The sequence below is a fragment of the Sphingobacterium sp. UBA7253 genome (assembly GCF_002472745.1).
Taxonomy (GTDB): Bacteria; Bacteroidota; Bacteroidia; order Sphingobacteriales; family Sphingobacteriaceae; genus Sphingobacterium; species Sphingobacterium siyangense.
In genome coordinates this window covers 23,701-45,794 of sequence record NZ_DKSP01000137.1, presented here as the reverse complement: position 1 = coordinate 45,794, position 22,094 = coordinate 23,701, and the positions used below count along the sequence as shown (strand labels likewise).

The 22,094-nt window shown below is 38.1% G+C and carries 25 protein-coding genes and 2 tRNA genes; 18 read left to right on the top strand and 9 right to left on the bottom strand.

Translation table 11 applies throughout. The annotated features are described in order from the left end of the window. On the bottom strand, positions 1 to 779 hold a 779-nt coding region (locus B2X72_RS14295; protein WP_286850096.1), incomplete at its 3' end, for a TonB-dependent receptor plug domain-containing protein. Between the two features lie 431 nt (positions 780 to 1,210). Here B2X72_RS14295 and mqnC point away from each other — a divergent pair. The 3 genes from mqnC (at position 1,211) to B2X72_RS14280 (ending at position 3,220) form a co-directional block, all read left to right on the top strand. Then, a complete protein-coding gene (mqnC, locus tag B2X72_RS14290; protein WP_075994034.1) occupies positions 1,211 to 2,335 on the top strand; it encodes a cyclic dehypoxanthinyl futalosine synthase in 1,125 nt (374 codons plus the stop codon). A gap of 9 nt (positions 2,336 to 2,344) precedes the next feature. Beyond that, the gene (gene scpB, locus B2X72_RS14285) at positions 2,345 to 2,905 is read left to right on the top strand and encodes an SMC-Scp complex subunit ScpB (protein ID WP_075994035.1); all 561 of its coding nucleotides are present in this window, start codon (positions 2,345 to 2,347) and stop codon (positions 2,903 to 2,905) included. 153 nt (positions 2,906 to 3,058) lie between these two features. Next, positions 3,059 to 3,220, top strand: a complete 162-nt coding sequence (locus B2X72_RS14280) for a hypothetical protein (RefSeq protein ID WP_167450446.1) — start codon at positions 3,059 to 3,061, stop codon at positions 3,218 to 3,220. A gap of 87 nt (positions 3,221 to 3,307) precedes the next feature. On the opposite strand, the gene trxA is transcribed toward B2X72_RS14280, so the two are convergent. Genes trxA through B2X72_RS14265 form a run of 3 tightly spaced genes read right to left on the bottom strand, consistent with a single transcriptional unit; the run spans position 3,308 to position 5,192 of the window. Continuing rightward, positions 3,308 to 3,604 carry a thioredoxin gene (gene trxA, locus B2X72_RS14275; protein WP_088162818.1) on the bottom strand — a complete coding sequence of 99 codons (297 nt, stop codon included), beginning with the start codon at positions 3,602 to 3,604 and terminating at the stop codon, positions 3,308 to 3,310. Further along, the gene (locus B2X72_RS14270) at positions 3,604 to 4,335 is read right to left on the bottom strand and encodes a rhodanese-like domain-containing protein (protein ID WP_088162819.1); all 732 of its coding nucleotides are present in this window, start codon (positions 4,333 to 4,335) and stop codon (positions 3,604 to 3,606) included. The genes trxA and B2X72_RS14270 overlap by 1 nt, the downstream gene beginning before the upstream one ends. An 8-nt stretch (positions 4,336 to 4,343) precedes the next feature. Further along, the gene (locus tag B2X72_RS14265; RefSeq protein WP_088162820.1) at positions 4,344 to 5,192 is read right to left on the bottom strand and encodes a glycoside hydrolase family 25 protein; all 849 of its coding nucleotides are present in this window, start codon (positions 5,190 to 5,192) and stop codon (positions 4,344 to 4,346) included. Between the two features lie 67 nt (positions 5,193 to 5,259). On the opposite strand from B2X72_RS14265, the gene B2X72_RS14260 reads away from it, so the two are divergent. From B2X72_RS14260 to B2X72_RS14235, 6 genes are all read left to right on the top strand, one after another. Continuing rightward, on the top strand, positions 5,260 to 6,144 hold the full coding sequence (locus tag B2X72_RS14260) for a bestrophin family protein (RefSeq protein ID WP_075994039.1): 885 nt from the start codon (positions 5,260 to 5,262) through the stop codon (positions 6,142 to 6,144). A 95-nt stretch (positions 6,145 to 6,239) separates the two neighbouring features. Continuing rightward, a tRNA-Ser gene (locus B2X72_RS14255) sits at positions 6,240 to 6,324 on the top strand. Positions 6,325 to 6,588: 264 nt separating this feature from the next. Beyond that, positions 6,589 to 7,485 carry an alpha/beta fold hydrolase gene (locus B2X72_RS14250; RefSeq protein WP_157698573.1) on the top strand — a complete coding sequence of 299 codons (897 nt, stop codon included), beginning with the start codon at positions 6,589 to 6,591 and terminating at the stop codon, positions 7,483 to 7,485. 4 nt (positions 7,486 to 7,489) lie between these two features. Beyond that, positions 7,490 to 7,984 carry an RNA polymerase sigma factor gene (locus B2X72_RS14245; protein WP_286850088.1) on the top strand — a complete coding sequence of 165 codons (495 nt, stop codon included), beginning with the start codon at positions 7,490 to 7,492 and terminating at the stop codon, positions 7,982 to 7,984. After that, complete coding sequence (locus tag B2X72_RS14240) at positions 7,971 to 8,567, top strand: hypothetical protein (RefSeq protein ID WP_088162823.1); 597 nt, start codon at positions 7,971 to 7,973, stop codon at positions 8,565 to 8,567. Before B2X72_RS14245 ends, B2X72_RS14240 begins: the two co-directional genes overlap by 14 nt. A gap of 277 nt (positions 8,568 to 8,844) precedes the next feature. After that, positions 8,845 to 8,929, top strand: a tRNA-Ser gene (locus B2X72_RS14235). A gap of 65 nt (positions 8,930 to 8,994) precedes the next feature. On the opposite strand, the gene B2X72_RS14230 is transcribed toward B2X72_RS14235, so the two are convergent. Next, positions 8,995 to 9,885 (bottom strand): winged helix-turn-helix domain-containing protein, encoded by an 891-nt coding sequence (locus tag B2X72_RS14230; RefSeq protein WP_088162824.1) that lies wholly within the window; start codon positions 9,883 to 9,885, stop codon positions 8,995 to 8,997. 172 nt (positions 9,886 to 10,057) lie between these two features. Here B2X72_RS14230 and B2X72_RS14225 point away from each other — a divergent pair, with 172 nt between their 5' ends. Together B2X72_RS14225 and B2X72_RS14220 are read left to right on the top strand one after the other, a co-directional pair. Continuing rightward, positions 10,058 to 10,600, top strand: coding sequence for a hypothetical protein (locus tag B2X72_RS14225; protein ID WP_088162825.1), 543 nt, complete (start codon positions 10,058 to 10,060; stop codon positions 10,598 to 10,600). A 316-nt stretch (positions 10,601 to 10,916) separates the two neighbouring features. After that, the gene (locus tag B2X72_RS14220; protein ID WP_088163745.1) at positions 10,917 to 11,453 is read left to right on the top strand and encodes an ExbD/TolR family protein; all 537 of its coding nucleotides are present in this window, start codon (positions 10,917 to 10,919) and stop codon (positions 11,451 to 11,453) included. Positions 11,454 to 11,640: 187 nt separating this feature from the next. On the opposite strand, the gene B2X72_RS14215 is transcribed toward B2X72_RS14220, so the two are convergent. Beyond that, complete coding sequence (locus B2X72_RS14215) at positions 11,641 to 12,207, bottom strand: hypothetical protein (protein ID WP_088162826.1); 567 nt, start codon at positions 12,205 to 12,207, stop codon at positions 11,641 to 11,643. Positions 12,208 to 12,394: 187 nt separating this feature from the next. Here B2X72_RS14215 and B2X72_RS14210 point away from each other — a divergent pair, with 187 nt between their 5' ends. Then, complete coding sequence (locus B2X72_RS14210; protein WP_088162827.1) at positions 12,395 to 12,787, top strand: group III truncated hemoglobin; 393 nt, start codon at positions 12,395 to 12,397, stop codon at positions 12,785 to 12,787. 109 nt (positions 12,788 to 12,896) lie between these two features. Here the strand turns inward: B2X72_RS14210 and B2X72_RS14205 are convergent, their stop codons facing one another. The 3 genes from B2X72_RS14205 to fbaA form a co-directional block, all read right to left on the bottom strand. Continuing rightward, entirely contained in the window at positions 12,897 to 13,565 is a 669-nt protein-coding gene (locus B2X72_RS14205; protein WP_232475606.1) for a sterol desaturase family protein, read from the bottom strand. A 234-nt stretch (positions 13,566 to 13,799) separates the two neighbouring features. Beyond that, positions 13,800 to 14,474, bottom strand: coding sequence for a head GIN domain-containing protein (locus B2X72_RS14200; RefSeq protein WP_088162828.1), 675 nt, complete (start codon positions 14,472 to 14,474; stop codon positions 13,800 to 13,802). Between the two features lie 135 nt (positions 14,475 to 14,609). Next, the gene (fbaA, locus tag B2X72_RS14195; RefSeq protein WP_046672381.1) at positions 14,610 to 15,689 is read right to left on the bottom strand and encodes a class II fructose-bisphosphate aldolase; all 1,080 of its coding nucleotides are present in this window, start codon (positions 15,687 to 15,689) and stop codon (positions 14,610 to 14,612) included. Between the two features lie 315 nt (positions 15,690 to 16,004). Between fbaA and B2X72_RS14190 the strand changes: the two genes are divergently transcribed. The 6 genes from B2X72_RS14190 (at position 16,005) to B2X72_RS14165 (ending at position 22,077) form a co-directional block, all read left to right on the top strand. Beyond that, complete coding sequence (locus B2X72_RS14190; RefSeq protein ID WP_088162829.1) at positions 16,005 to 16,352, top strand: ArsC family reductase; 348 nt, start codon at positions 16,005 to 16,007, stop codon at positions 16,350 to 16,352. Between the two features lie 169 nt (positions 16,353 to 16,521). Further along, entirely contained in the window at positions 16,522 to 18,468 is a 1,947-nt protein-coding gene (locus B2X72_RS14185) for a M1 family metallopeptidase (RefSeq protein ID WP_232475607.1), read from the top strand. Between the two features lie 121 nt (positions 18,469 to 18,589). Then, on the top strand, positions 18,590 to 19,276 hold the full coding sequence (locus B2X72_RS14180; RefSeq protein WP_075994047.1) for a carboxypeptidase-like regulatory domain-containing protein: 687 nt from the start codon (positions 18,590 to 18,592) through the stop codon (positions 19,274 to 19,276). Between the two features lie 115 nt (positions 19,277 to 19,391). Beyond that, on the top strand, positions 19,392 to 19,805 hold the full coding sequence (locus tag B2X72_RS14175; RefSeq protein WP_145328289.1) for an Rrf2 family transcriptional regulator: 414 nt from the start codon (positions 19,392 to 19,394) through the stop codon (positions 19,803 to 19,805). A gap of 7 nt (positions 19,806 to 19,812) precedes the next feature. Continuing rightward, positions 19,813 to 20,460 carry an NAD(P)-dependent oxidoreductase gene (locus tag B2X72_RS14170; RefSeq protein ID WP_145328290.1) on the top strand — a complete coding sequence of 216 codons (648 nt, stop codon included), beginning with the start codon at positions 19,813 to 19,815 and terminating at the stop codon, positions 20,458 to 20,460. 132 nt (positions 20,461 to 20,592) lie between these two features. Beyond that, on the top strand, positions 20,593 to 22,077 hold the full coding sequence (locus B2X72_RS14165) for an amino acid permease (RefSeq protein ID WP_075994050.1): 1,485 nt from the start codon (positions 20,593 to 20,595) through the stop codon (positions 22,075 to 22,077). The last annotated feature ends 17 nt before the right edge of the window (positions 22,078 to 22,094 follow it).

Genomic DNA, 22,094 nt, shown 5'->3' with positions numbered 1-22,094 from the left:
ACACCATTATTTGCACGTGAACCATAAATTGAAGCTGCTGATGCATCTTTTAAGACCTGCATCGTCTCAATATCATTTTGATTCAACCAGCTTAACTTTCCTTCATAAGGCACTCCATCAATGATGTAAAGCGGCTCGTTGTTGTTGATCGTACTGTAACCACGAATTTTGATCTGTGGTGTAGAACCAGGGGCACCATCTACTACGATCTGAACCCCTGTTGCCCGCCCTTGCAACGCCTCAACAGCACTCGCCGCCGGGGTAGTTTTCAATTCCTTCACATTGACAACGGCAACAGCACCAGTTAAATCTTTCTTACGCTGCGCCGAATAACCTGTGACAACAACCTCTTCCAAGGCATCTTCTGAACCGCTTAAGGAAATTGCAAGATCAGCTTTCGAAGAAACAGCAACTTCAGTACTTTTGTACCCAATATAACTGATAATCAACACATCGCCCACTTTTGCTTGAATGGTAAATGCACCATTCTCGCCGGTCGACGTCCCGTTACTGCTCCCTTTGACTTTCACAGATACACCAGTAATACCTTGACCTGTAGCAGCATCCTTCACAACCCCTTTGATAGGCGTCTGTTGTACGCTCCTTGTTTTGATTAATGAAACGACTTCAACTTTGCCATGGCTAGTTAATCCACTGGCAAATCCATGAGTGGTCATTCCTCCTCCAATGAGAAGAGAACTCATAATCAGAAACCTCTTATTGAACTTTTGGCCCAATATGAGATCAAAACAGCAATTTTTGTCCGTTTTTTTCATCATAATTTTACTAAATAGGTGGTTTAAAAAAATTTATGTTTATGCTTTAGTTGTTTTAGTTGATATTGGTTGTTATTTAAGTTTTTGGTCATTTTTTTAGGTCTGACGACAACAATGCTATATTATTGGCAGGTTCAGGCCCCTTGGTTATTCATTTTTTTCTAATTTGGTTATTTTTCCAGAAATGTTAAAATCTGTTAAATAAATGTAAAGAATAATAAATGTAAAAAAAAAGGAAAAATCTTAATTAATTCACAAAGCGCTATAAATCAAGTTATTGTATTTTATACACTAAGCTAAAATGCAATACTATTGTTACACAAGTACATCCTTTTGTTTTTTATATCAGGAACGTTTCCCAAAATTCAGTGTGCATTGTCAAATATTCCGCAAATAGGTCCAAATAAGCTAAAAGCTCCTTATATTTGTTGTTGATGAATGTAAGTAATTTATTAGAACGGGCGCTCCGATTTGAGTTCCTATCCAAGGAAGAGGGTGTTTTTTTATATCAAAATGCACCTACAGCTGATTTGACTTTCGTAGCCAATGAATTGCGTAAGATACAAGTGCCACATGGTAAAGTAACCTGGCAGATCGACAGAAATGTCAATACCACCAATGTGTGTATTGCAAATTGCAAATTTTGCAACTTTTTCCGTCGCCCTGGTCATGAAGATAGCTACATTACCGATATTGAAAGCTACAAACAAAAGATAGAGGAAACTTTTAAATACGGTGGCGATCAACTGCTGCTGCAAGGTGGCCATCACCCGGATTTAGGTATTGAGTTTTACAAAAACCTTTACAAGCAATTAAAGGAACTTTATCCTACGCTAAAACTACATTCTCTCGGTCCACCTGAAATTGCGCATATTTCCAAATTGGAGAACATGAGCCATATTGAAGTTTTGACGCAATTGAAAGAAGCAGGACTAGACTCGCTACCTGGAGCGGGAGCTGAAATTCTCAATGATCGTGTGAGACGTCTTATATCAAAAGGAAAATGCGGTGGTAAAGAATGGCTAGATGTTATGCGGGCAGCCCATAAAATTAATTTACCAACTTCTGCCACCATGATGTTTGGCCATATCGAAACGATAGAAGAACGTTTTGAACATTTGGTATGGATTCGCGAAGTACAGGATGAAAAACCTCAGGAATCCCATGGATTTATTGCGTTTATCCCTTGGCCTTTCCAAGATGATGGTACCTTATTGAAAAGACTGCGCGGTATTACCAATAATGTAACGAGCGAAGAATATATTCGCATGATTGCCTTAAGTCGCATCATGCTTCCTAATATTAAAAATATACAAGCTTCCTGGCTCACCGTCGGAAAGCGGACAGCGCAATTATGTCTGCACGCTGGAGCGAACGACTTCGGCTCAATTATGATTGAAGAAAATGTCGTTTCGGCAGCTGGTGCACCACATCGGTTTACATCAAAATCTATACAGGAAGCTATTTTGGAAGCTGGATTCAGCCCACAACTGCGAACACAAAAGTATGAGTTCCGCGAGCTACCAGCCCATATGGTCGAACAGGTCATTAACTATTAATACGATACATTGAAAGACGTCATAAGAAATATTGAAGCAATTATATTTGCTTCTGCGGAAGGAATAGATCTTGCCGATATTAAACAGATTTTGCAGGAATCCTTAGCCATCGAAGTATCCAGGGAAGAGCTACGTGAGTTGATTAAAAAAATTGAAACGAAGTACCAGGACGAAGACTATGTACTCGAATTACGCTATATCAACAACGCCTATCAGTTTTTGACAAAAGCTGTTTACCATGAATCGATACAACAGCTCCAAAATCACAATAACAAGCGAAAACTAAGTCAATCAGCGCTAGAAACCCTCGCAATCATTGCCTACAGACAACCGATAACAAAATTAGAAGTGGAGCAGATTAGAGGTGTCAGCTGCGATTACTCTATTCAACGGTTACTGGAAAAGAAGCTGATCAAAATTGCGGGAAAAGCAGATAGTATCGGAAAACCATTACTTTATGCAACAAGCCAGCAGTTCATGGATCACTTCGGAATCAATGGTGTGAGAGATCTCCCTCAATTGAAAGACATCGTTACCGAGGACAATGCGATTGGTGAAACAAATGAATAAATAAAATAAAATAAATTTTTATTTTCAAAATACAATTCAACATACTGATTAACAGAAAAATAAAGCTTAATATTTTTTTTAAAAAAAGTTTTAAAAAATAGTTTTCTTCTCTAATTTTACAACATTGAATAAGAAACAATAAAGTATTATTTTATGAACACGGCAACTTTAGCTAACGAAGATCTTGAAGAAGTAAAATTCGCATCTTTCAACGGTCCTGATGACGATGATGATGATTTCGATGATGATTTCGATTTACCTGAAATCGACTCGATTGGAGGATTGGATGACTTCGATGATGACGATGAATTTTAATATTTTAGTGCGATATAACACTACCTATTAAAACACCAGAGTATCATTAAAAAATAAGGCGTTCAATTTGATTGAACGCCTTATTTTTTACTTTACTTGATCGATCAATTTATGTAATTCCATCTTGGGAATCATGCCGCTTTGTCGCCATACCTGTTGGCCATTTTTGAACAACACGAAAGTAGGCACGCCACTTACCTTATAAATCGAAGCAATTTTTGGATTCTTATCCACGTCAATCTTAATGATAGACAAATCTTCTTGATAAAATTCCTTTACATCCTGTAAAATCGGTGCCATAGTCTGGCAGGGACCGCACCACGTCGCAAAAAAATCCACCAAAACCAGCGAATTTGATTGAATAATCTGGTCAAAAGTAGCCATTATTGATTCTCCTTTACTTCTTCTTGCAATGCCTTATACCCACCTTGGATATTGCATATATGTTTAAATCCTTTAGCACTCAAAATAGATACAGCTACTGCACTCCTATAACCTGATTGACAGTGTACATACAGCAGTTGATTGTCTTTTTTAAGCGTAGAACCAAAATTAACGAAATCTGTTAGTGGAATATTCATTGCATTGTCAATATGTCCATTACCAAATTCTTTATCTGTTCTTACATCCACAATATGACCTTGATCTGATCTTTTCCTGAATTCTCCTGCACTGATATTACGCAACGAGACTACATCTTCACTAGCTTTCCAAGTTTCAATGCCGCCTTCCAAAACCCCAATGACATGGGTATAACCCAGCTTTAATAAATGATGATAAACCGTATCTTGACTATCTATATCTGTAATCAATAAAAGCTTTTGGGCTTTATTGGGAAACACTTGCGCCAAAAAGTGATCAAAAGAACCTTTAAAGCCTATATTTATTGATTTAGGTACAAATCCTCGTACGAATATATCGCCAGATCGCGTATCAAGAACTTGAATAGCTGTTTCACGACGCAATTTTTTAAATTCTTTCAATGTTAATCGTGGTAAATCTGAAGCGGGTTGCGACATCTCGACCCGATGACTCTTCGATGCTGCATACAATTGCATTTGACCATTGAACAGAGCAATACAGACTCCACATAATGTGATAAAAACTCTACGCATATATTTTACTATTTAAAAGGAATAAGCAGCTTTTCCAATTCCTCAATTTTACCATTGTATATATTTAAGTCCACATTGCCCTGAATCCCTCTGACAGTACCTTTTTCAGAAAATTGCCAAAAAGCCCAATGGTCTTTGGGGTTCTCAACCCAAAAGTTATAATTTGCAATCCACAACGTATAAGCTGCAAATTCCTTTTCCAAAAAGTCACTATAAAACTTATCTCCGGAGTAAAGAATGGGTTTTACTTTGTAGTGGGCTTCGACTTCTTCAAGCCAACGTTTTAGCCCGACTTTCAAGCTATCCATCGATTGTTGTTTTGGATGCTCCTCAATATCCAAGACCGGTGGAAGATCGCCAGACTGTAATTTAACCTTCCGAATAAAATTCTTCGCTTGCTTGACCGAGTTCTCATTGGGTCTAAAATAATGGTAGGCGCCTCTCAAAACTGCCCTATTTTCCGTTTTACTCCAATTTCGACTAAACTTATCATCAATTCCTTTTTCACCCATTGTCGCCCTGATAAACACAAAATCTATCGGAAAATGATCATTGATTGTGCTTACCTTTTGCCAATCTATTTCTTCCTGATAGGTAGACACGTCTATGCCAAACACCTTATCATCGTGCTTGCTCATAATCTCAATATTACGAATATCATATTTAGCTTCCTTCGTCAGAGACTTGTCTTTGGAGGTAGCCACGCGAAAATAGTATATAATTCCAGCCCGATAATGCCACACAACAAGACAGAGGAAAAGCACCAGCATTCCTGCTATCATCCAAATCCACTTTGTTCCACGAACCTGACTTCCTTTTGTACTTGTTTTCTTTCTTTTTGATCGCTGTTGTGCCATAGCACGATGAAGTTACGGCAATAGCAATTAACTCGCAAAATTTTCGCAACAATTTATATTTTTGTGTATGATCGTATACAACCCCAAAGACTGGCTTTCGGCAACTTTCAAATTGCATAAATCAGATACCTTCAAAAAGTTACTGCCATTTCTTGTTTTGATAGCGTTTTATTCCTGGATGATTGCCTTTCTTGAATTGGAATACCTCAAACTAAATGAAAAGAGCTGGGTCAAAAACATTACCATTGTCCACAACCTACTCGGTTTTGTTATATCGCTTTTACTGGTATTCCGAACAAACACGGCCTATGACCGCTGGTGGGAAGCCCGAAAACAATGGGGTACATTGACCAATGTTAGTAGAGCATTTTCGTACAAACTAAATGCCATGCTGGATGTAGATGACAAAGTGAATCGTAGTTTTTTCAGAAAGGCAATCCCCCTATTCGCAGAGACACTATACGATTTTTTAAGATCGGATTACACCAAGTTTATGCTCGACGAAAACGAACACCCTGAGTTAAAGGCTTTGGACAATAAAAAACATGGTCCGAACCAAGTTTCCACCATGATCTTCCACAAAATCAATGATCTATATAAAGAAGGAACTATAAGTGGTGATCAGCTTATTATCCTTAATGAGGAAATTATTACCATGACACATGTTTGTGGAGCTTGTGAGCGTATTAAAAACACCCCAATACCATTAGCATATAGTGCATTTATCAAGAAGTTCATTATATTCTATACCATGACCCTTCCAGTAGGTTACGTTTTTTCCATCGGTTACTTTGTTGTGATTGCTGTACCATTTATCTTATATGTTTTAGCATCTCTTGAATTAATTGGTGAGTCCATTGAAGAGCCATTTGGTATCGACCAGGACGATTTACCGATCGACAAAATTGCGGCCAACATCAGGAAACACTGCCATGAGATTATCCCTGCATAGACTTTTTTAAAAACAATCTAGCTCATTTTCAAACGCTAAGACTAGCTTTAGAAAATAAGTTTTGTAAATCTATTCGAAATTTCTACTTTTGTCGCGGAGAGTTGGCAGAGTGGTCGAATGCGGCGGTCTTGAAAACCGTTAACTGTCACAGGTTCGGGGGTTCGAATCCCTCACTCTCCGCAGAAAAAGCCTTTCAGAAATGAAAGGCTTTTTGCTTTTGCCCCTTAATTCTCTCCCATCAAAAGATCAATTTTCTTATAGTACCATTCCATTCGAATTATCAGAGCGTTACCTACAAGAAAACAACATTTCACACAACTCTTCCTGGACACATGCACTCTTTTTCACTTTTTTCATTCTTTTATGTAATAATCTGTAATTCATAACATCTAACAGGCAGAATATTCTAGAAAACCATAATTACTAATTTTAAATTCAATGCTTATGAAAACTATTGTTCTTCGTATCAATAAAGATCTACCGAACTATTTATGCCATTTCACCAAAGTCGGTATTTCAATACTTTTACTTATGATTTACGGATCGGCATTTGCACAAAAAAAATATGATTTTCGGGTCAGTATCTATGGAAAAGGAACACCGATCATTCTTATTCCAGGATATAGTTGTAGTGGAACCGTATGGGCAGAAACTGTAAATCATTTAAAAGATAAATACGAATGTCACGTGCTTACACTTCCTGGCTTCGCAGGACAAGTAGCTATTAAAGAAGCATTGCTTGAGACTATGCGCAATGAAATCATAGCATATACAAAGGCAAACAAATTGCAAAATCCGATTCTTCTAGGCCATAGTTTAGGCGGCTTTTTGAGTCTCTGGATCGCAAGCACTGCCCCCTCCCTATTTCAAAAAGTTATCGTTGTGGACGGAGTACCGTTCTACCCGGGCATGCAGAACCCAAATACAAGTGTAGAGGAAGTGAAAAAGTTTGTCGATAAAGATGCACTTATCGCACAATTTACTTCGATGGGAAACCAACAACTTAGTGCGTATGCTGAAAATATAGCACGACAGCTGGTAACTGATTCTATAAAAGCCAAAACAATAGCCGAATGGCAAGTACAAAGCGATAGAGTTACATTAGCATCTGCGTTTTATGAAATGATGACGACGGATATCCGCCAGGATCTTGCTAAAATTACGATACCCGTTTTGGTGCTAGGTAGTAAGTACGAAACGCTGGAAAAATCACAACAGATTCTTTCCGAGCAATATAAGTATGTAAAAAAGCTAACTTTACACAATACCAACAGTAAGCATTTTATTATGTATGATCAGCCAATTTGGTTTTTTAAAGAACTAGACACATTTTTAAAATAACCCGATGACCAACAAAGAAAACTTTGAGATTATTTACAAAGAATATGCGCCGGCCATCCGCAAGTTATGCCTCAGTTATACCGGAGACCGAGATAATGCAGAAGATTTAATCAAAGAGACCTTCATTACTGTATGGAAAAAACTCGACAGTTTTCGCAACGATGCCAAATTAAGCACCTGGATCTACAGAATAGCGATCAATAATTGCTTGACGAGTATGCGAAAAAAACATCAGCATTTAAAAAAAATGACCGACACAAGCTGCATCGATATACCAGAGGATTCATCGAATGAAAAAATACAGCAGATTGATCTGCTGTACAAATGTATCAGCAAGCTGAAAGAAGCTGATAGAGTACTGATCACATTGGTATTAGATGAAAAACCTTATGAGCAAATAGCAGAAATTACGGGAATTACAGAGAATAATCTCCGTGTAAAAATCCATAGAATTAAAAAGGAATTAACCGAAATTTTCCATAAATATGCAAGACTTTAACGATTTACAACATCTTTGGAAACAGGATAGCAAACAAAATATCTTGCCCCCAAAACACCTGAATAAGGCCAAAAACTTTCGTCAAGAATTAATAAGGAAAGAAATAGCCGGTGCTGTTTTATTGCTTGCAACAGGATTAATTATTCTTGCTCTGGCATATTTCCTTGATTTTAGGCATAAAACGCTCACATTGTACACAGCGATGTTTATCGTATCGTTCCTTTGTTTTATACAGGCATACTTAATGTTGACCACTGCACGTAAAGTCAAACAGATCAACGAAGCAGCTTTACCTACCGAGCATTTACAACAGTGGCAAGAGTTTGACTCCTTTCGAAAGAAAAGAATTCATTGGAATATGCCGATTTATCATCTACTTCTCGGTATAGCGATCTCGATCTATCTTCGGGAAATCCTAGCGGGTGCTAGTTTCCACTATTATTTACTGACTTACCTTCCAACCTATAGCTGGATTCTATTTTCCTACTTTTATCTGGGTAAAAGACAACTCGCTAAAATTGACCGATCAATCAACGAAGTTATTTTTGAATTACAGGAGTTAGAACGACAGTTCGGGAATTGAAAAATCGGATCATGTTTGCTCCTTAAGAATACGTTCATGATTACATTTTTAATTGCAATAAATAACCTAAAACAAGATTATGATCCCATCTAAAGCGGACATATCGTCCAGGGCAGAGTCCGCTATCTCCAATATGACATCGGAAGATGGTCAACCCCTAAAAATAACCAACTGGTATTCAGCTACATTTCTATTTAAGAGTGCTAAAACTGCTTTTAAACAAAGAAAAATGTAAAATAAGTTTTGTAATTCTACACAAAATTTCTACTTTTGTCGCGGAGAGTTGGCAGAGTGGTCGAATGCGGCGGTCTTGAAAACCGTTAACTGTCACAGGTTCGGGGGTTCGAATCCCTCACTCTCCGCAGAAAAAGCCTTTCAGAAATGAAAGGCTTTTTGCATTTTAGCCAAATTTATCTCCTTACTCTTCTTAAGAACTTACCTCAAGTTTATATCCTTTACCACGTATAACCGTAATTTTGATATTCGGATCAAACTCCAATTTTTTTCTAAGTTTTGATATAAACATATCTAAACTGCGTCCAACAATAATTCCCTCATCTTCCCAAATTTCTTTTTGCAGCCGTGTTCGCGCTATCGTTTGGTTAGGAGACAAGGCGAAAATATGTAACAAACGGGTTTCCGTTCCAGTGAGATCTATGGTGTTTTCATTAATGATCATTTCTCGCTCCTGCGGATTAAACAAAACAGCCCCAAAGGTTAAAATACTGTTATTTTGATCGTCTAACACAATGCTTCGCCTCCGATCCGATTTCAAAAAAAAGAATCCAGCAAATGCTAAAAACAACACGATACCAAGAAAATAGTTATTCGCTGCTGTATTTATCCCGCTCGGTTTAAATTTAATATTGATCATGTAACATCCTTTAGGTTGCACTCTACCTCTACAAGCAATAATATCATCTTTTTTATTATGGGAAATAGCATATCCATAAGCTACACTCGAATTGCCACAGTTGAGTACATTAACGACATAATCACGGGCAAGAGGATCATTGACCAACAGCCGCTGAATAGTACTTACCAATGAGTCTGGTTTAAAGGTGATTTCATTCTCAAACCTGATCCGATATTCATTTTCTTGAATCTTTTCTACCGGAAGTACCCTTGATCTACTGTCTCCCGACTGCGTAAGCAGTTCATCTCCTATCCTCCTAAGCAAAACTTCCCTCCTAGCGCTATCAAAATCGTCTGTGCCAGTCATATCAAAAGCAACAAAGGCCATCGCAATAAACAAGAGTATTATGCCGCCATACAAGTACTTGCGGTTCCCTGAGAAAATATTTCGGCTTTCAGACATACGATTTACAATTTATTTACAAAGATTACATCACTATTTACAATCTAAACACCTCTATATAAGTATCATAAAAGTAATTTTGTTACATCACTCTAAAACAGATACGAGAAAAAAAGTTTGAACGGATCTAATTTACTGGGATAAATCTAATGTTCATTAAACTTTTAAAAATATGAAAAAAATTATCTACGTATTGGTTTTACCGCTCGCTATAGGAAGCGGCTTGGCCTTTGCCAATCGCGAAATCAAAAATGAAACCTTAAAAAAAACGGCCCCGAATTCACGCACTCCTACTGAAATGACCGCCGAAATAAATAAATGGGAAGCGAGCCCCAATGGTATAAAATTCAAAAAATGGAAAGAATCTTCCGGAGGGATAAAAGTACTTGACAATGCTGGGAAAATAAAGAATCAAATAAAGAATTCTACCGACATAGAGGCGGTTGTAACTTCTCTTTACCTTCCACTAGGTGCACAGTTAGGTTTCGGAGTAATGGTTAGGATTAATCGTGAAGACTATATTCTAAGTTTTGGTCTGGAAAATTCTAATGAATTTCAACAATTGAAAAGTCTGAAGGTAAACGACAAAATAACGATAAAAGGTCGTAGTGTCATGTACGCACCTAAGTATTCGTATCCAATAGTAGCGGGCGACTATGTACAAAGAGATAACAAAATAATTTATAAACGCATCCCTAGCCAAGGCGGTTGCTAAGTAACTTACCCACCACTCCGCAAGAAAAGCCTTTCAGCATTGAAGGGCTTTTTTGCACACCATTAGAAAAACTTCTACAGCCTAGCAAGCGCCCTAAATTGATTGAAAGGACAAAATGACCAGTGAATTGGTCAAATCGGATAAACAACGAACAAACTAAAACATAACGTAAAAAAACTGATTATCAACAATTAAGAAAAAAACACAGAAAATACTTGAGAAAAACCGCAGTTTTAAAAAAAATACTGTGGAATCCATTCTTCTCTGACATCATAATAGTGAGTAACAACAACGTGTTAACCTAAAAATGACGATCATGGCAGAATTAAACCAAAAAACGCAAGAAACGGGAAAGAAAAAAATAAGAAGCAGAAAAATGGCTCCTAAAGTAGATTTAACAGCCATGGTAGACCTCGCATTTCTTCTCATTACATTCTTTATGTTGACCACAACATTAAATAAACCATCTGCAATGGATATCGCCATGCCGGACAAAAGTAAATCAGATGTAGAAAGTTCGGTTCTTATTGATGAAAACCGCACGGCGACGCTCATTCTTGGCGAAGGAAAATTCATGTGGTATCATGGGGATTTCAAAAAACCGATCAGCTCTTCAAAAGTACCGGTAGATATCGAGAAAGGGCTCTCAGGCGTTATTGCACAGTTAAAAGCTAAGATAAGCACTATGCCCAATACAAAGGACATGATTGTACTGATCAAGCCTAGCAAAGAAGCGCGCACAAAAGATATTATTCAGACGATAGATCAAATGAAGGGCCAACATATCGCACGTTATGTGATCAGTAAAACGCAAATCGAAGAAGAAAAGCAATTGCTCGCTATAATCCAGTAACATTGATTTGAGCGATGCCCTATCCATACATTGTAACAACCTATTGAACGAGCTTTTCATAGGTAAAATCAATTATTGTCATCAAAAAACATGGGAATGATTTCTATCTGATGAAAATAGACAGTAACAAGTTTACCGAAAGGTCGTATGATCGATCTTTCGGTAGATTCCAGCCCAGTACGGTAAATTATCTTTTATCCAGATTGTTCCAATAACGTTCCACATTTTCTTTTACCTCAACCGGTAGGGACGCATAATTATCGGAAAACGTTGTTTGACTATAACCATCTACTTCCTCCGCACGGAGACGGTAAAACTTATTCTTATAAAGAACTAGACCAATACAGCTAAGCTGCTTTTTTAGGTCATCCTTGGGATGCCTTGAATAGATAAATAATGCATCCAATTTACCATCCTTATCGGCATCAAAAAATGCCTTTCGAGATTCCCAAATCGACGTAACGATCCCTTCTTCGGATATCAATTCATCAGCCACAAGCTGCCACATTCCTTCGATCTGCTGAAATTGTTGTACATAAAGTTTGTCGGGATCGGCACCCCGTTCCTCTTTTGAAAACACTATATAATTATCTTCTTTTGGAGTTTGAATGCGTTCCACTTGTAACACACGCTTCCCCTTAAATGGAAAACCAGAAGATTGAAAATTTTCCTTATTGATCGAAATTGTTGTAACCTGCGCCTCAACAGCATAAAATCCCATCGATAATAGGATTAAAAGAACGTATTTTCCCATATGTTTTTCCCTTAGTATTGAGTCAATTTACTGACAATAAAAGAGAATTACAATATTTCAACGAGACATCTTTACATCCAAGTGATGCGATTCTCCATAAATGTCACTACATTTAATCTAGATAAACATCATGAAGAAGCTTTTGATTCAGCTATAGGTCTTTATTCATGAGCTTAGATCATACGCGATGAAACAAGATATTCAAACACTCGATGACATTAAAGTATTAGTAGATCAATTTTATACGACGATACGTAACGATACTTTGCTCGGACCTATTTTTAAAGAAAGAATCCAAGACAATTGGGCAATGCATCTTGAAAAGATGTATAGTTTCTGGCAGACTATCCTACTGGATGAACATCGTTATTTTGGCAGCCCCTTTCCACCTCATATTAATTTACCCATTGATGCGCAACATTTTGGTCAATGGCTCAAATTATTCGAAGCAACAGTAGATGGCTTATACAGTGGACAAAAGGCCGAAGAAGCCAAATGGCGTGCGCAGAAAATGGCCCAAATGTTTCAGTTCAAACTGGAATATCTGCACGCCAACCCCAACAAGAAACCATTGATCTAAAGTTAGTCTACAAAATCTACTTGATGGCATTGTTAAATAAAAAGAAAAATTAATCCATAAAAAAAGCCCTTGGAAACTTCCAGGGCTTTTTTAGTTGATGTGATTCAATTTATGCTTTTTCTTCCTTTAAGGAAGTAGAATCTTTTTTGGATTCCTTTTCTTCGAAACCTGAGCGTAAAATTTCATCCCATAAGGATGAACTCACTCCAAAACCCTTTTCTGGATCAGAATAATGGTGCAACATATGGTGCTGCTTGATCCGTTTGAAAATACCGCTTTTAAAATTAGCATGGTGCATCGCATAATGACATTCGTCATAGATCAAATACCCAACCATAAAACCTGAGAAAAAACAGGCTAAGATAAACTCATTCGAAAAAAACAATGTAAAACCAAGATAGACCAAAAGAGCTAGTGGAATACTCGCTGACAACGGCATCACCAAACGCATACGGTCTCTTGGGTAATCATGATGCACACCATGGAAAATAAAAGCGATTCGCTTTCCCCATTCCGATGTCGGATGAAAATGAAACACCCAACGATGTAACGCATATTCAAAAGCAGTCCAAAAAGCTAAACCAAAAATAAAATACCCAATGTAGGTTAAAAAGGAAATGTCTCCCCAAACTAGCGCTTTATACGAAAAGAAAACAACCACGGGTACATAGAAAATCAAAGGTACACTCCAATGCACTTTCGTCAAAGACTCTAAAAAGTCATTCTTGAACATGCGCGTAGATTCCGTAGAATTTGAAACATAATTACGCTTTGCCATAATACTATTTTTATTATTCCCTCACAAAAATAAGTATTTTAAGCACAAATGAAGAAGGTTTCTGATGAGAAAAACAAAATAACTGACCTTTTTAATAAAAAGGTTAAACAATAATCATTACCCCAATCAAGCTAAACCCTTTTTATTTCATCTATTACCTCAAATTTCCACTCTTTTCTATAAAATCAACTAAAATGAACTCGCACTAAAATTGACAAATCCAAGACAGTTTACTTATTTAAAGTTGACTGTTCCTCCGGCCATTTTCTTTTCTACACGTTGTTCTGGTTTTCCATAGACATCAATGACACCGCCACCACGTGTTTTGGTTTCGATGGAATCAGTAACATAAACATCTGCTTTACCGCCACCATTCACAGTGACCGTCGTGATACTCGTCTTAAAATCTTTTCCTTCATATTTGCCGCCAAAGTTTGAAATGATCTCCTGTTTATTTGCCTTTCCATACAAAGCGATTGTAGCCCCTGAGGTCACTTTAATTTCAGCTGTTTTTACCGCTGTATAGAGATCGACCAGACCACCTTCTGAAGCATAAACTTTTAAGTGGTCAGCAGCAACTGGATTATTTGTAGTTGCAAATACCTTGGCTCCTTTTTTTGCTTCTACATTGTTCAAACTCTTGTAATATACCTTCACAGAGATATTCCCCCCTTGCAGCATATTCAACGTATTCATTTTCAAAACCAACGATCCATTTGTGTTGACGACCTTAACATTCTCATGGTTCTGTCCTTCAAACGTCACCAAGGACTCGTCGGATTTAATCAGCTCCACCTGAATCTTGTCCGTCGCTACAACCGAAGAAAAATCGCCAACATTTTGCTTCACCTGCCCAAACCCCATTTGGGCAATTAATAAAAGAATTACACTGACTCCTAAAAATTTCATATTTACTTGACTTTTTATTGTAGTTCGTCAAAAAATAAGCCAATTCCTATTAAGAACAATATTTTTAACCTATTTTGACATAAAAAAGGCGCCCTATCTAAGGGCGCCTTTATGATCTATTTTTTCAACCTATGCTTATAGTTTGCTATTAACGTCTACTGCATTCAAATCAGCGAATGCTTCTTTCAGACGAGCAACAAACGTTTCTTCACCTTTACGTAACCAAACGCGTGGATCGTAATATTTTTTATTTGGAGAATCAGCTCCTTCTGGATTACCGATCTGACCTTGCAAATAATCATGGTTTTTCGCTTCATAAGCTCTTACACCATCCCAGAAAGCCCATTGCATATCCGTATCAATGTTCATTTTGATCGCACCGTATGAAATCGCTTCTGCAATTTCTTCCGGAGAAGAACCAGAACCACCGTGGAATACGAAGTTTACGGGCTTCTCAGCAGTAAGATTATATTTCTCACGAATATATTCTTGAGAATTATGTAATATAACTGGTTGCAATTTCACATTACCTGGTTTGTAAACACCATGAACATTACCAAATGCAGCTGCCACTGTAAATTTGTCAGATACTTTAGACAATTCTTCAAAAGCGTAGGCAACCTCTTCTGGTTGGGTATACAGTTTTGAGCTATCCACATCCGAGTTGTCAACACCGTCTTCTTCACCACCTGTAACACCCAGCTCGATCTCCACTGTCATACCAAGTGGTTTCATACGCGCTAAGTATTTAGCGGAAATCTCAATATTTTCTTCAATTGGCTCTTCCGATAAATCCAACATGTGAGAAGAGAACAATGGTTTTCCATGTTGCGCAAAGAATTTCTCGCCAGCGTCCAACAAACCGTCGATCCAAGGTAAAAGTTTCTTAGCTGCGTGATCTGTATGCAGAATAACTGCTACACCATAATGCTCAGCTAATAAATGAACATGTTGTGCTGCAGATACCGCTCCCAATACGCAAGCTTGTAAATTATCGTTGTTCAAGGTTTTACCAGCGTAGAATTGCGCTCCACCATTTGACAATTGAATAATTACAGGAGAATTTACTGCTTTCGCAGTTTCCATAACCGCATTGATAGAGTTTGTTCCGATAATGTTTACCGCAGGCAAAGCAAACTTATGTTTCTTCGCAACCTCAAACAACTCTTGTACTTGATCTCCTGTCAATACACCTTTAAAATCTTTTAGGCTCATATTTCTGTTATTGATTTATTTTAATCTTTCATTAAACTTGAAGCTACTAAATTATTAAAAATTATTATTACTTCCTAATTTTTATAGTGTACTAAATACACTATCATTTCACATGGGATATAGAATGTTAACAAATCATAAAACCCTGATTGTTCAATTGAATAGGAACTTCCGATTACTCCTTTTTTCAATGGCATTGACAACAAAATATCCACAATTATCCTTAAATCACAGATAAGACACCATAGAAATATGAATTATTTTAAAAATTGTATCGGGATTGATTAAATTTGGATTCACCAAATTGTCACTATTATGCTACAGGTATACGGTATCAAAAATTGTAACACAGTAAAAAAAGCACTTACATGGTTGGAAGACAATAATGTTCCCTTTCAATTTCATGACTTCAAAAAAGAAGGCGTCAGTGTGGATAAATTAAAAGAATGGGAAAAACAAGTAGACTGGCAGGCTCTAGTGAATAAAAAGGGAACTACATGGAAAAAGTTATCTCCGGAAACTCAAGAGCAAGTCATTGACAGTGATAGTGCCAATAAAGTACTTCAGGAAAATACAAGTATGATTAAACGTCCTGTTATTGAATACAACAAAGGTATATTACTCGGTTTTAATGAAGCAGAGTACGTAACAAATTTAAAATAGTTCCACAATGCTTCCCGGAATGGAGGTTCTAAAAAGCCTCCAATTATCCAAAATAAACCTTTAAGGTCACTTTCTATCCCTTTTATTATAAAACGTCGTTTGCGTTTTTTTTGGCTCAATGTACTTTTCATTGTATATTGGAGCAAATAAACATAATTTAAGTAGACGTATGATGAAAAGAATTGCACTGGCTTCTTTAAGCCTTGTTGCGTTGAGCTATGCTTACCCAGCCTTTGCACAGGAGAAAACATCCAATTACAGCTATACAGAGGCCTTTGCACCCTTGTTTTTTAAAAATAATGGCAATGAATATCGTTCCGCAGCCGGAAAACCGGGCCCTGCCTACTGGCAAAATGCAGCCGACTATAAAATTCAGGCTTCCCTGAACGATCAAAATGATCAAATTACAGGATCTGTCGAGATTACCTATAGCAACAATAGTCCAGACAATATGAACTATCTGTGGTTACAATTAGATCAAAATATGTTTTCACAACATGGCCGCGGTCAATTGATCTCCCCCTTGACCAACAGCCGTTACGGTGATGGCAACTCAACTTTTGATGGTGGATATCAGATACAATCTGTTACGGATGTAAACGGAAATACGATCGAACATATTATTAACGATACCCGCATGCAGCTTCGACTTCCTGCTGCGTTAAAGAGCAAGGGCGGAAAAATAACTTTTAAGATTAAATACCAATACACAGTTCCTAAATACGGTGCGGACCGTACAGGTATACTTGACACAAAAAACGGAAAAATCTATGCCATTGCACAATGGTTCCCAAGACTGTGTGTCTATGACGACATTAGAGGTTGGAATACCCTTCCTTATACAGGGCCGGGAGAATTCTATCGTGAATTCGGAAATTACCAGGTTGAGATCACTACTCCGGCAAACCACATGGTTGTATTGGGTGGCGAATTGTTAAACCCACAGGAAGTATTTACAGCTGAACAACTCAAGCGATATCAACAGGCACAACGCAGCGACGAAACCGTGATCATCCGCTCCGCCGAAGAAGTTAACGCAAAAAACTCCAGGCCTGACAAGAAAACCTTAACCTGGAAATATCAACTTAATAATGCGCAAGACATTGCTTGGGCATCCTCTACGGCATTTATATTAGATGGCGCGAAGATCAATCTACCGAGTGGAAAAAAATCCCTCGCTTTGTCTGCCTATCCAATTGAAAGTAACAGTAACAATGCCTGGGAACGCTCGACAGAATACACCAAAGCTGCAATTGAAATCTATTCAAAAAGCTGGTTTGAGTATCCTTACCCTGTAGCGGTCAATGTAGCCTCCAATGTCGGTGGAATGGAATATCCAGCTTTGTCGTTCTGTGGCAATCAGGCCAAAGCAGGATCTCTTTGGGGTGTTACCAACCACGAGTTTGGTCACAATTGGTTCCCAATGATTGTCGCATCCAACGAACGTGAATATGGCTGGATGGATGAAGGGTTCAATACATTTATTAACGAACTCGCAACAAAAGAATTCAACAATGGCGAATATTACCGTAATCAGGCGAGCAGATCGTACATCTTTACTGCCCGTAATCTTGAACCGATCATGAGTACCCCGCAAAACATGAAAGAACGTAATATTGGTGCTTTGGTCTACTATAAGCCAGCTTATGGACTGAAATTATTGCGAAACGAAATCATCGGTCCTGAACGTTTCGATTACGCCTTTAAAAAGTATATCCAAGAATGGGCTTACAAACACCCTACTCCGGAGGATTTCTTCAAAGCCATTGAAAATGGTGCTGGTGAAAACCTAAACTGGTTCTGGCGCGGGTGGTTTGTCAACAACTGGCAAATGGACCAAGGTATAAAATCAGTATCCTATGTCAACAACGAGCCAAAATTTGGCGCACTTGTCACCGTGGAAAATCTCGAAAAATTACCGATGCCAGTTATTGTTGAAGCTACAACCGTATCGGGCAAGAAGATTCGAAAAAAACTACCAGTGGAAATCTGGGAAAGAAACGACGTATGGCAATTTAAAATTCCGACCACAGAGCCACTGCAATCTGTACAGTTAGATCCTGACATGGTCATGCCGGACAAGAACCCAGACAATAATTCGTGGAAAGCAAATTAGCAGATTTTCAAAATCTATTCATTATTTTTGGCTAGAGAACGATCATGAACGTACGGCGTAAACAAAACGGCAAATACCCTGTTCATTCATAGATTGAAAATACATAACTATATTTATTCACATGAAAATCTTACAAACGATTCTAAGCTGCTTACTTATTACACTAATGAGTGGACATCTTGTTGCACAGGAAAAAACCAAGGGGATTATTATGGAACTTGTCAGCGGTGAGAAAATTGAGGCTGCACAAATTCAAAATTTAAGAACCAAGGCTGAAGTACAGACCAATAGAGATGGCTCCTTTGCAATTGACGCCAATGTTAACGACCTTTTGTTAATCAAGGCTGTGGGATATGAACAAGATACTGTTTTCATTTATGACACGAGCTTACGCAGAATCTATTTGAACAGAATGAATAATGTTATCGAACTCAGTGAAGTTGTCGTAGAAAGGATGACAGACAGTAGACTTGCTGCTGAAATCCAGCGCGAGAAGACTTTAGGAAAGTATTCCGACGCAAGTCAAAACCGCGGCGGAGTACGAATTTCTCCAAGCCGTATATTTAGCAAAGAGGGAAAACAAGCACGTTCAAATTATAAACTCTTAGTCGATGAACGTGAGAAAAGAGCAGTTGATCGCAAATTCACCGAAAATCTGATCAAAGAATTGACTCCGCTCAATGGTTCGGATCTAGCCCTGTTTAAAGAAAGATTTAGACCTTCCTATAAATTTATTCAAAACAGCAGCCAAGAGACTCTGAAAGTCTATATCATGGATAGCTATAAAAAATTTAACGAGAAAAAATAAAAAACAAACACTTTTATCACGTGATTGTCAGAAGGTTTTAAACTGTAATAATTTTTATTTCAGTTTAAAACCTTTTCTGTTACTTTGTGTTATAATTTAGAAAAATCAGCAGAGGATGTTACACAACTTGAGGTTCGCAACAGCATTACACATTATGGTTCTGGCACAGTTAGAAGAGTCAAATCAATGGCTTTCTTCTGAATATATTGCGTCAAGCATCCAAGTCAATGCAAGTGTGGTTCGCAAAGAAATTGCATCTCTCAAAACAGCATCTTTACTAACGAGTAAAGAAGGTAAGGGCGGCGGTATTCGCATAAATCCCGAAAATCCAACGATTACCTTGGCTGATATTTATATCAGCACCAAACAAACCGATTTCGGCGGGAAATTTAACAGTCCCAATCCTGCCTGTGTTGTTGGCAAAAATATCAATTCCAAACTCCAGGATCTGTATCAGGAAGTCGACACTGATATTGTACAGCGTTTGAAAAAGATAACCCTGGCTGATTTTAGCAAAACATTTAATTAAAGGAAGCATGAAAGTAGCAGTAATTGGATCCACAGGATACGTAGGATCTCATCTCGTAAAAGAATTGGTAGACCGTAACTATGACGTAGTCGCCATCGCCCGCCACGTCGAAAATATTCCATCGAGTGAAAAAGTAACCAAACTCCAAGTAGATATCAATGATAATAATCAATTGGTTTCTGCCCTAAAAGGTGTTGATGTTGTTGTTTCAGCTTTTAATGCCGGATGGACCAACCCTAATCTTTATGAGGATTTTACAAAAGGTGCATTGGCCATCCAACAGGCTGTTAAAGATGCCGGTATCAATCGTTTCATTGTTATTGGTGGTGCAGGAAGTTTATTGATTGATGGAAATAGACTGGTCGATTCACCGGATTTTCCCAAAGAAATTAAACCTGGGGCATTAGCTGCAGCAGATTATCTGAATACCATCCAGAAAGAAGATCAACTTACCTGGACCATGTTTAGTCCCGCTATAGAAATGAATTCCCATGCTGGTGGAACACGTACCGGAAAATACCGCACAGGCCTTGATGCTCCCGTATTTGATCAGGAAGGTCGTTCTAGATTATCAGTAGAGGATCTTGCTGTAGCAATAGCAGACGAAATTGAGAACAAACAATTCCTCAATAAACGCTTTACAGCAGCGTATTAGTACCCAAACAAGCATTTGATTCAGATTTTATTACAAAAGGGAGGAGCAATCTTCCCTTTTTTCATTGAGATCATTTATATTTGACATTAATTAAACAATTGAAAAGCTAAATAATCGTAAAGAATTAATCCTATGCTATTTAAAAAATCGATTCCTCAACTCATTGCTGAAGCAAATGAAAATGGAGAACACACGCTAAAGAGGACACTGTCCAGCTCGGGCCTTATCGCCCTCGGGGTCGGGGCCATCATTGGGGCAGGACTTTTCTCCCTAACAGGGATTGCCGCTGCTGAAAATGCAGGGCCAGCTGTTATCCTATCTTTCATTATCGCAGCAGTAGGCTGTGGGTTCGCAGGTCTTTGTTATGCCGAATTTGCCTCTATGATTCCTGTTGCCGGAAGTGCTTACACATATTCCTACGCCACAATGGGTGAATTTGTCGCCTGGATTATCGGCTGGGATCTCGTCCTAGAATACGCACTGGCAGGAGCTACAGTAGCCGTCAGCTGGTCCCAATATTTCAACCAGCTCCTGATGATATTCCATATCCAGCTCCCCGATACCCTACTCAAAGGCCCTTGGGAAGGTGGAGTGGTCAACTTACCTGCTATCATTATTGTTTGTTTACTGTCGCTATTGCTCATGCGTGGTACACAGGAATCATCCCGTGTAAACAATATATTGGTTATCCTAAAAGTCGGTGTTGTATTGATTTTTATCGCCTTGGGATGGAGCTTTATCAATCCTGCAAACCACGATCCATTTATCCCTGTAAATGCAGGTGAAGAGCTTGTAAAAAGTGGACAACAAAGCTTCTGGTCATTTTTAAAGAGTGATGACTTCGGTCACTTTGGTATCAGTGGTGTATTGCGCGCTGCTGGGGTTGTCTTTTTTGCATTCATCGGCTTTGACGCAGTGAGTACAGCTGCCCAGGAAGCGAAAGATCCAAAAAAAGGTATGCCAATCGGTATCATCGGCTCGTTAATAATCTGTACACTTTTGTACGTTTTATTCTCTTACGTAATGACAGGCATCGAAAACTATACGATGTTCAAAGGTGACGCAAAACCTGTTGCGACAGCTTTTGCAAAAACTGGATATCATTTCTTAAATACAGCGTTGATTATTACGATTATTGCAGGATACACTTCAGTTATTCTCGTGATGTTACTTGGTCAGAGCCGCGTATTTTATTCGATGAGTAAAGATGGTTTGCTTCCAAAGATATTTTCAGACTTATCCAAAAGACAGACTCCTTGGAAAACAAATGCTATTTTCATGGTATTTGTAAGTATATTCGCAGGTTTCGTTCCAGTTTCTGACCTTGGCCATATGGTAAGTATTGGTACCCTATTTGCCTTCACCCTCGTATGTGTAGGTATTCTAGTACTGCGTAAAACAGATCCTAATTTGGAACGCCCATTTAAAACACCATTGGTTCCTTTCGTTCCAATCATGGGTATCTTGGTCTGTATTTTAATGATGGCTTCATTGCCAATTGAAAGCTGGGAGCGTTTAGCCGTCTGGCTTGCTATAGGCTTATTGATTTACTTTGTATACGGCAAAAAACATAGTGTCATTAGAAAACAACATCAGAACCAACAAAAGGTTGGTTAAACATAAAAAAGGCTTCT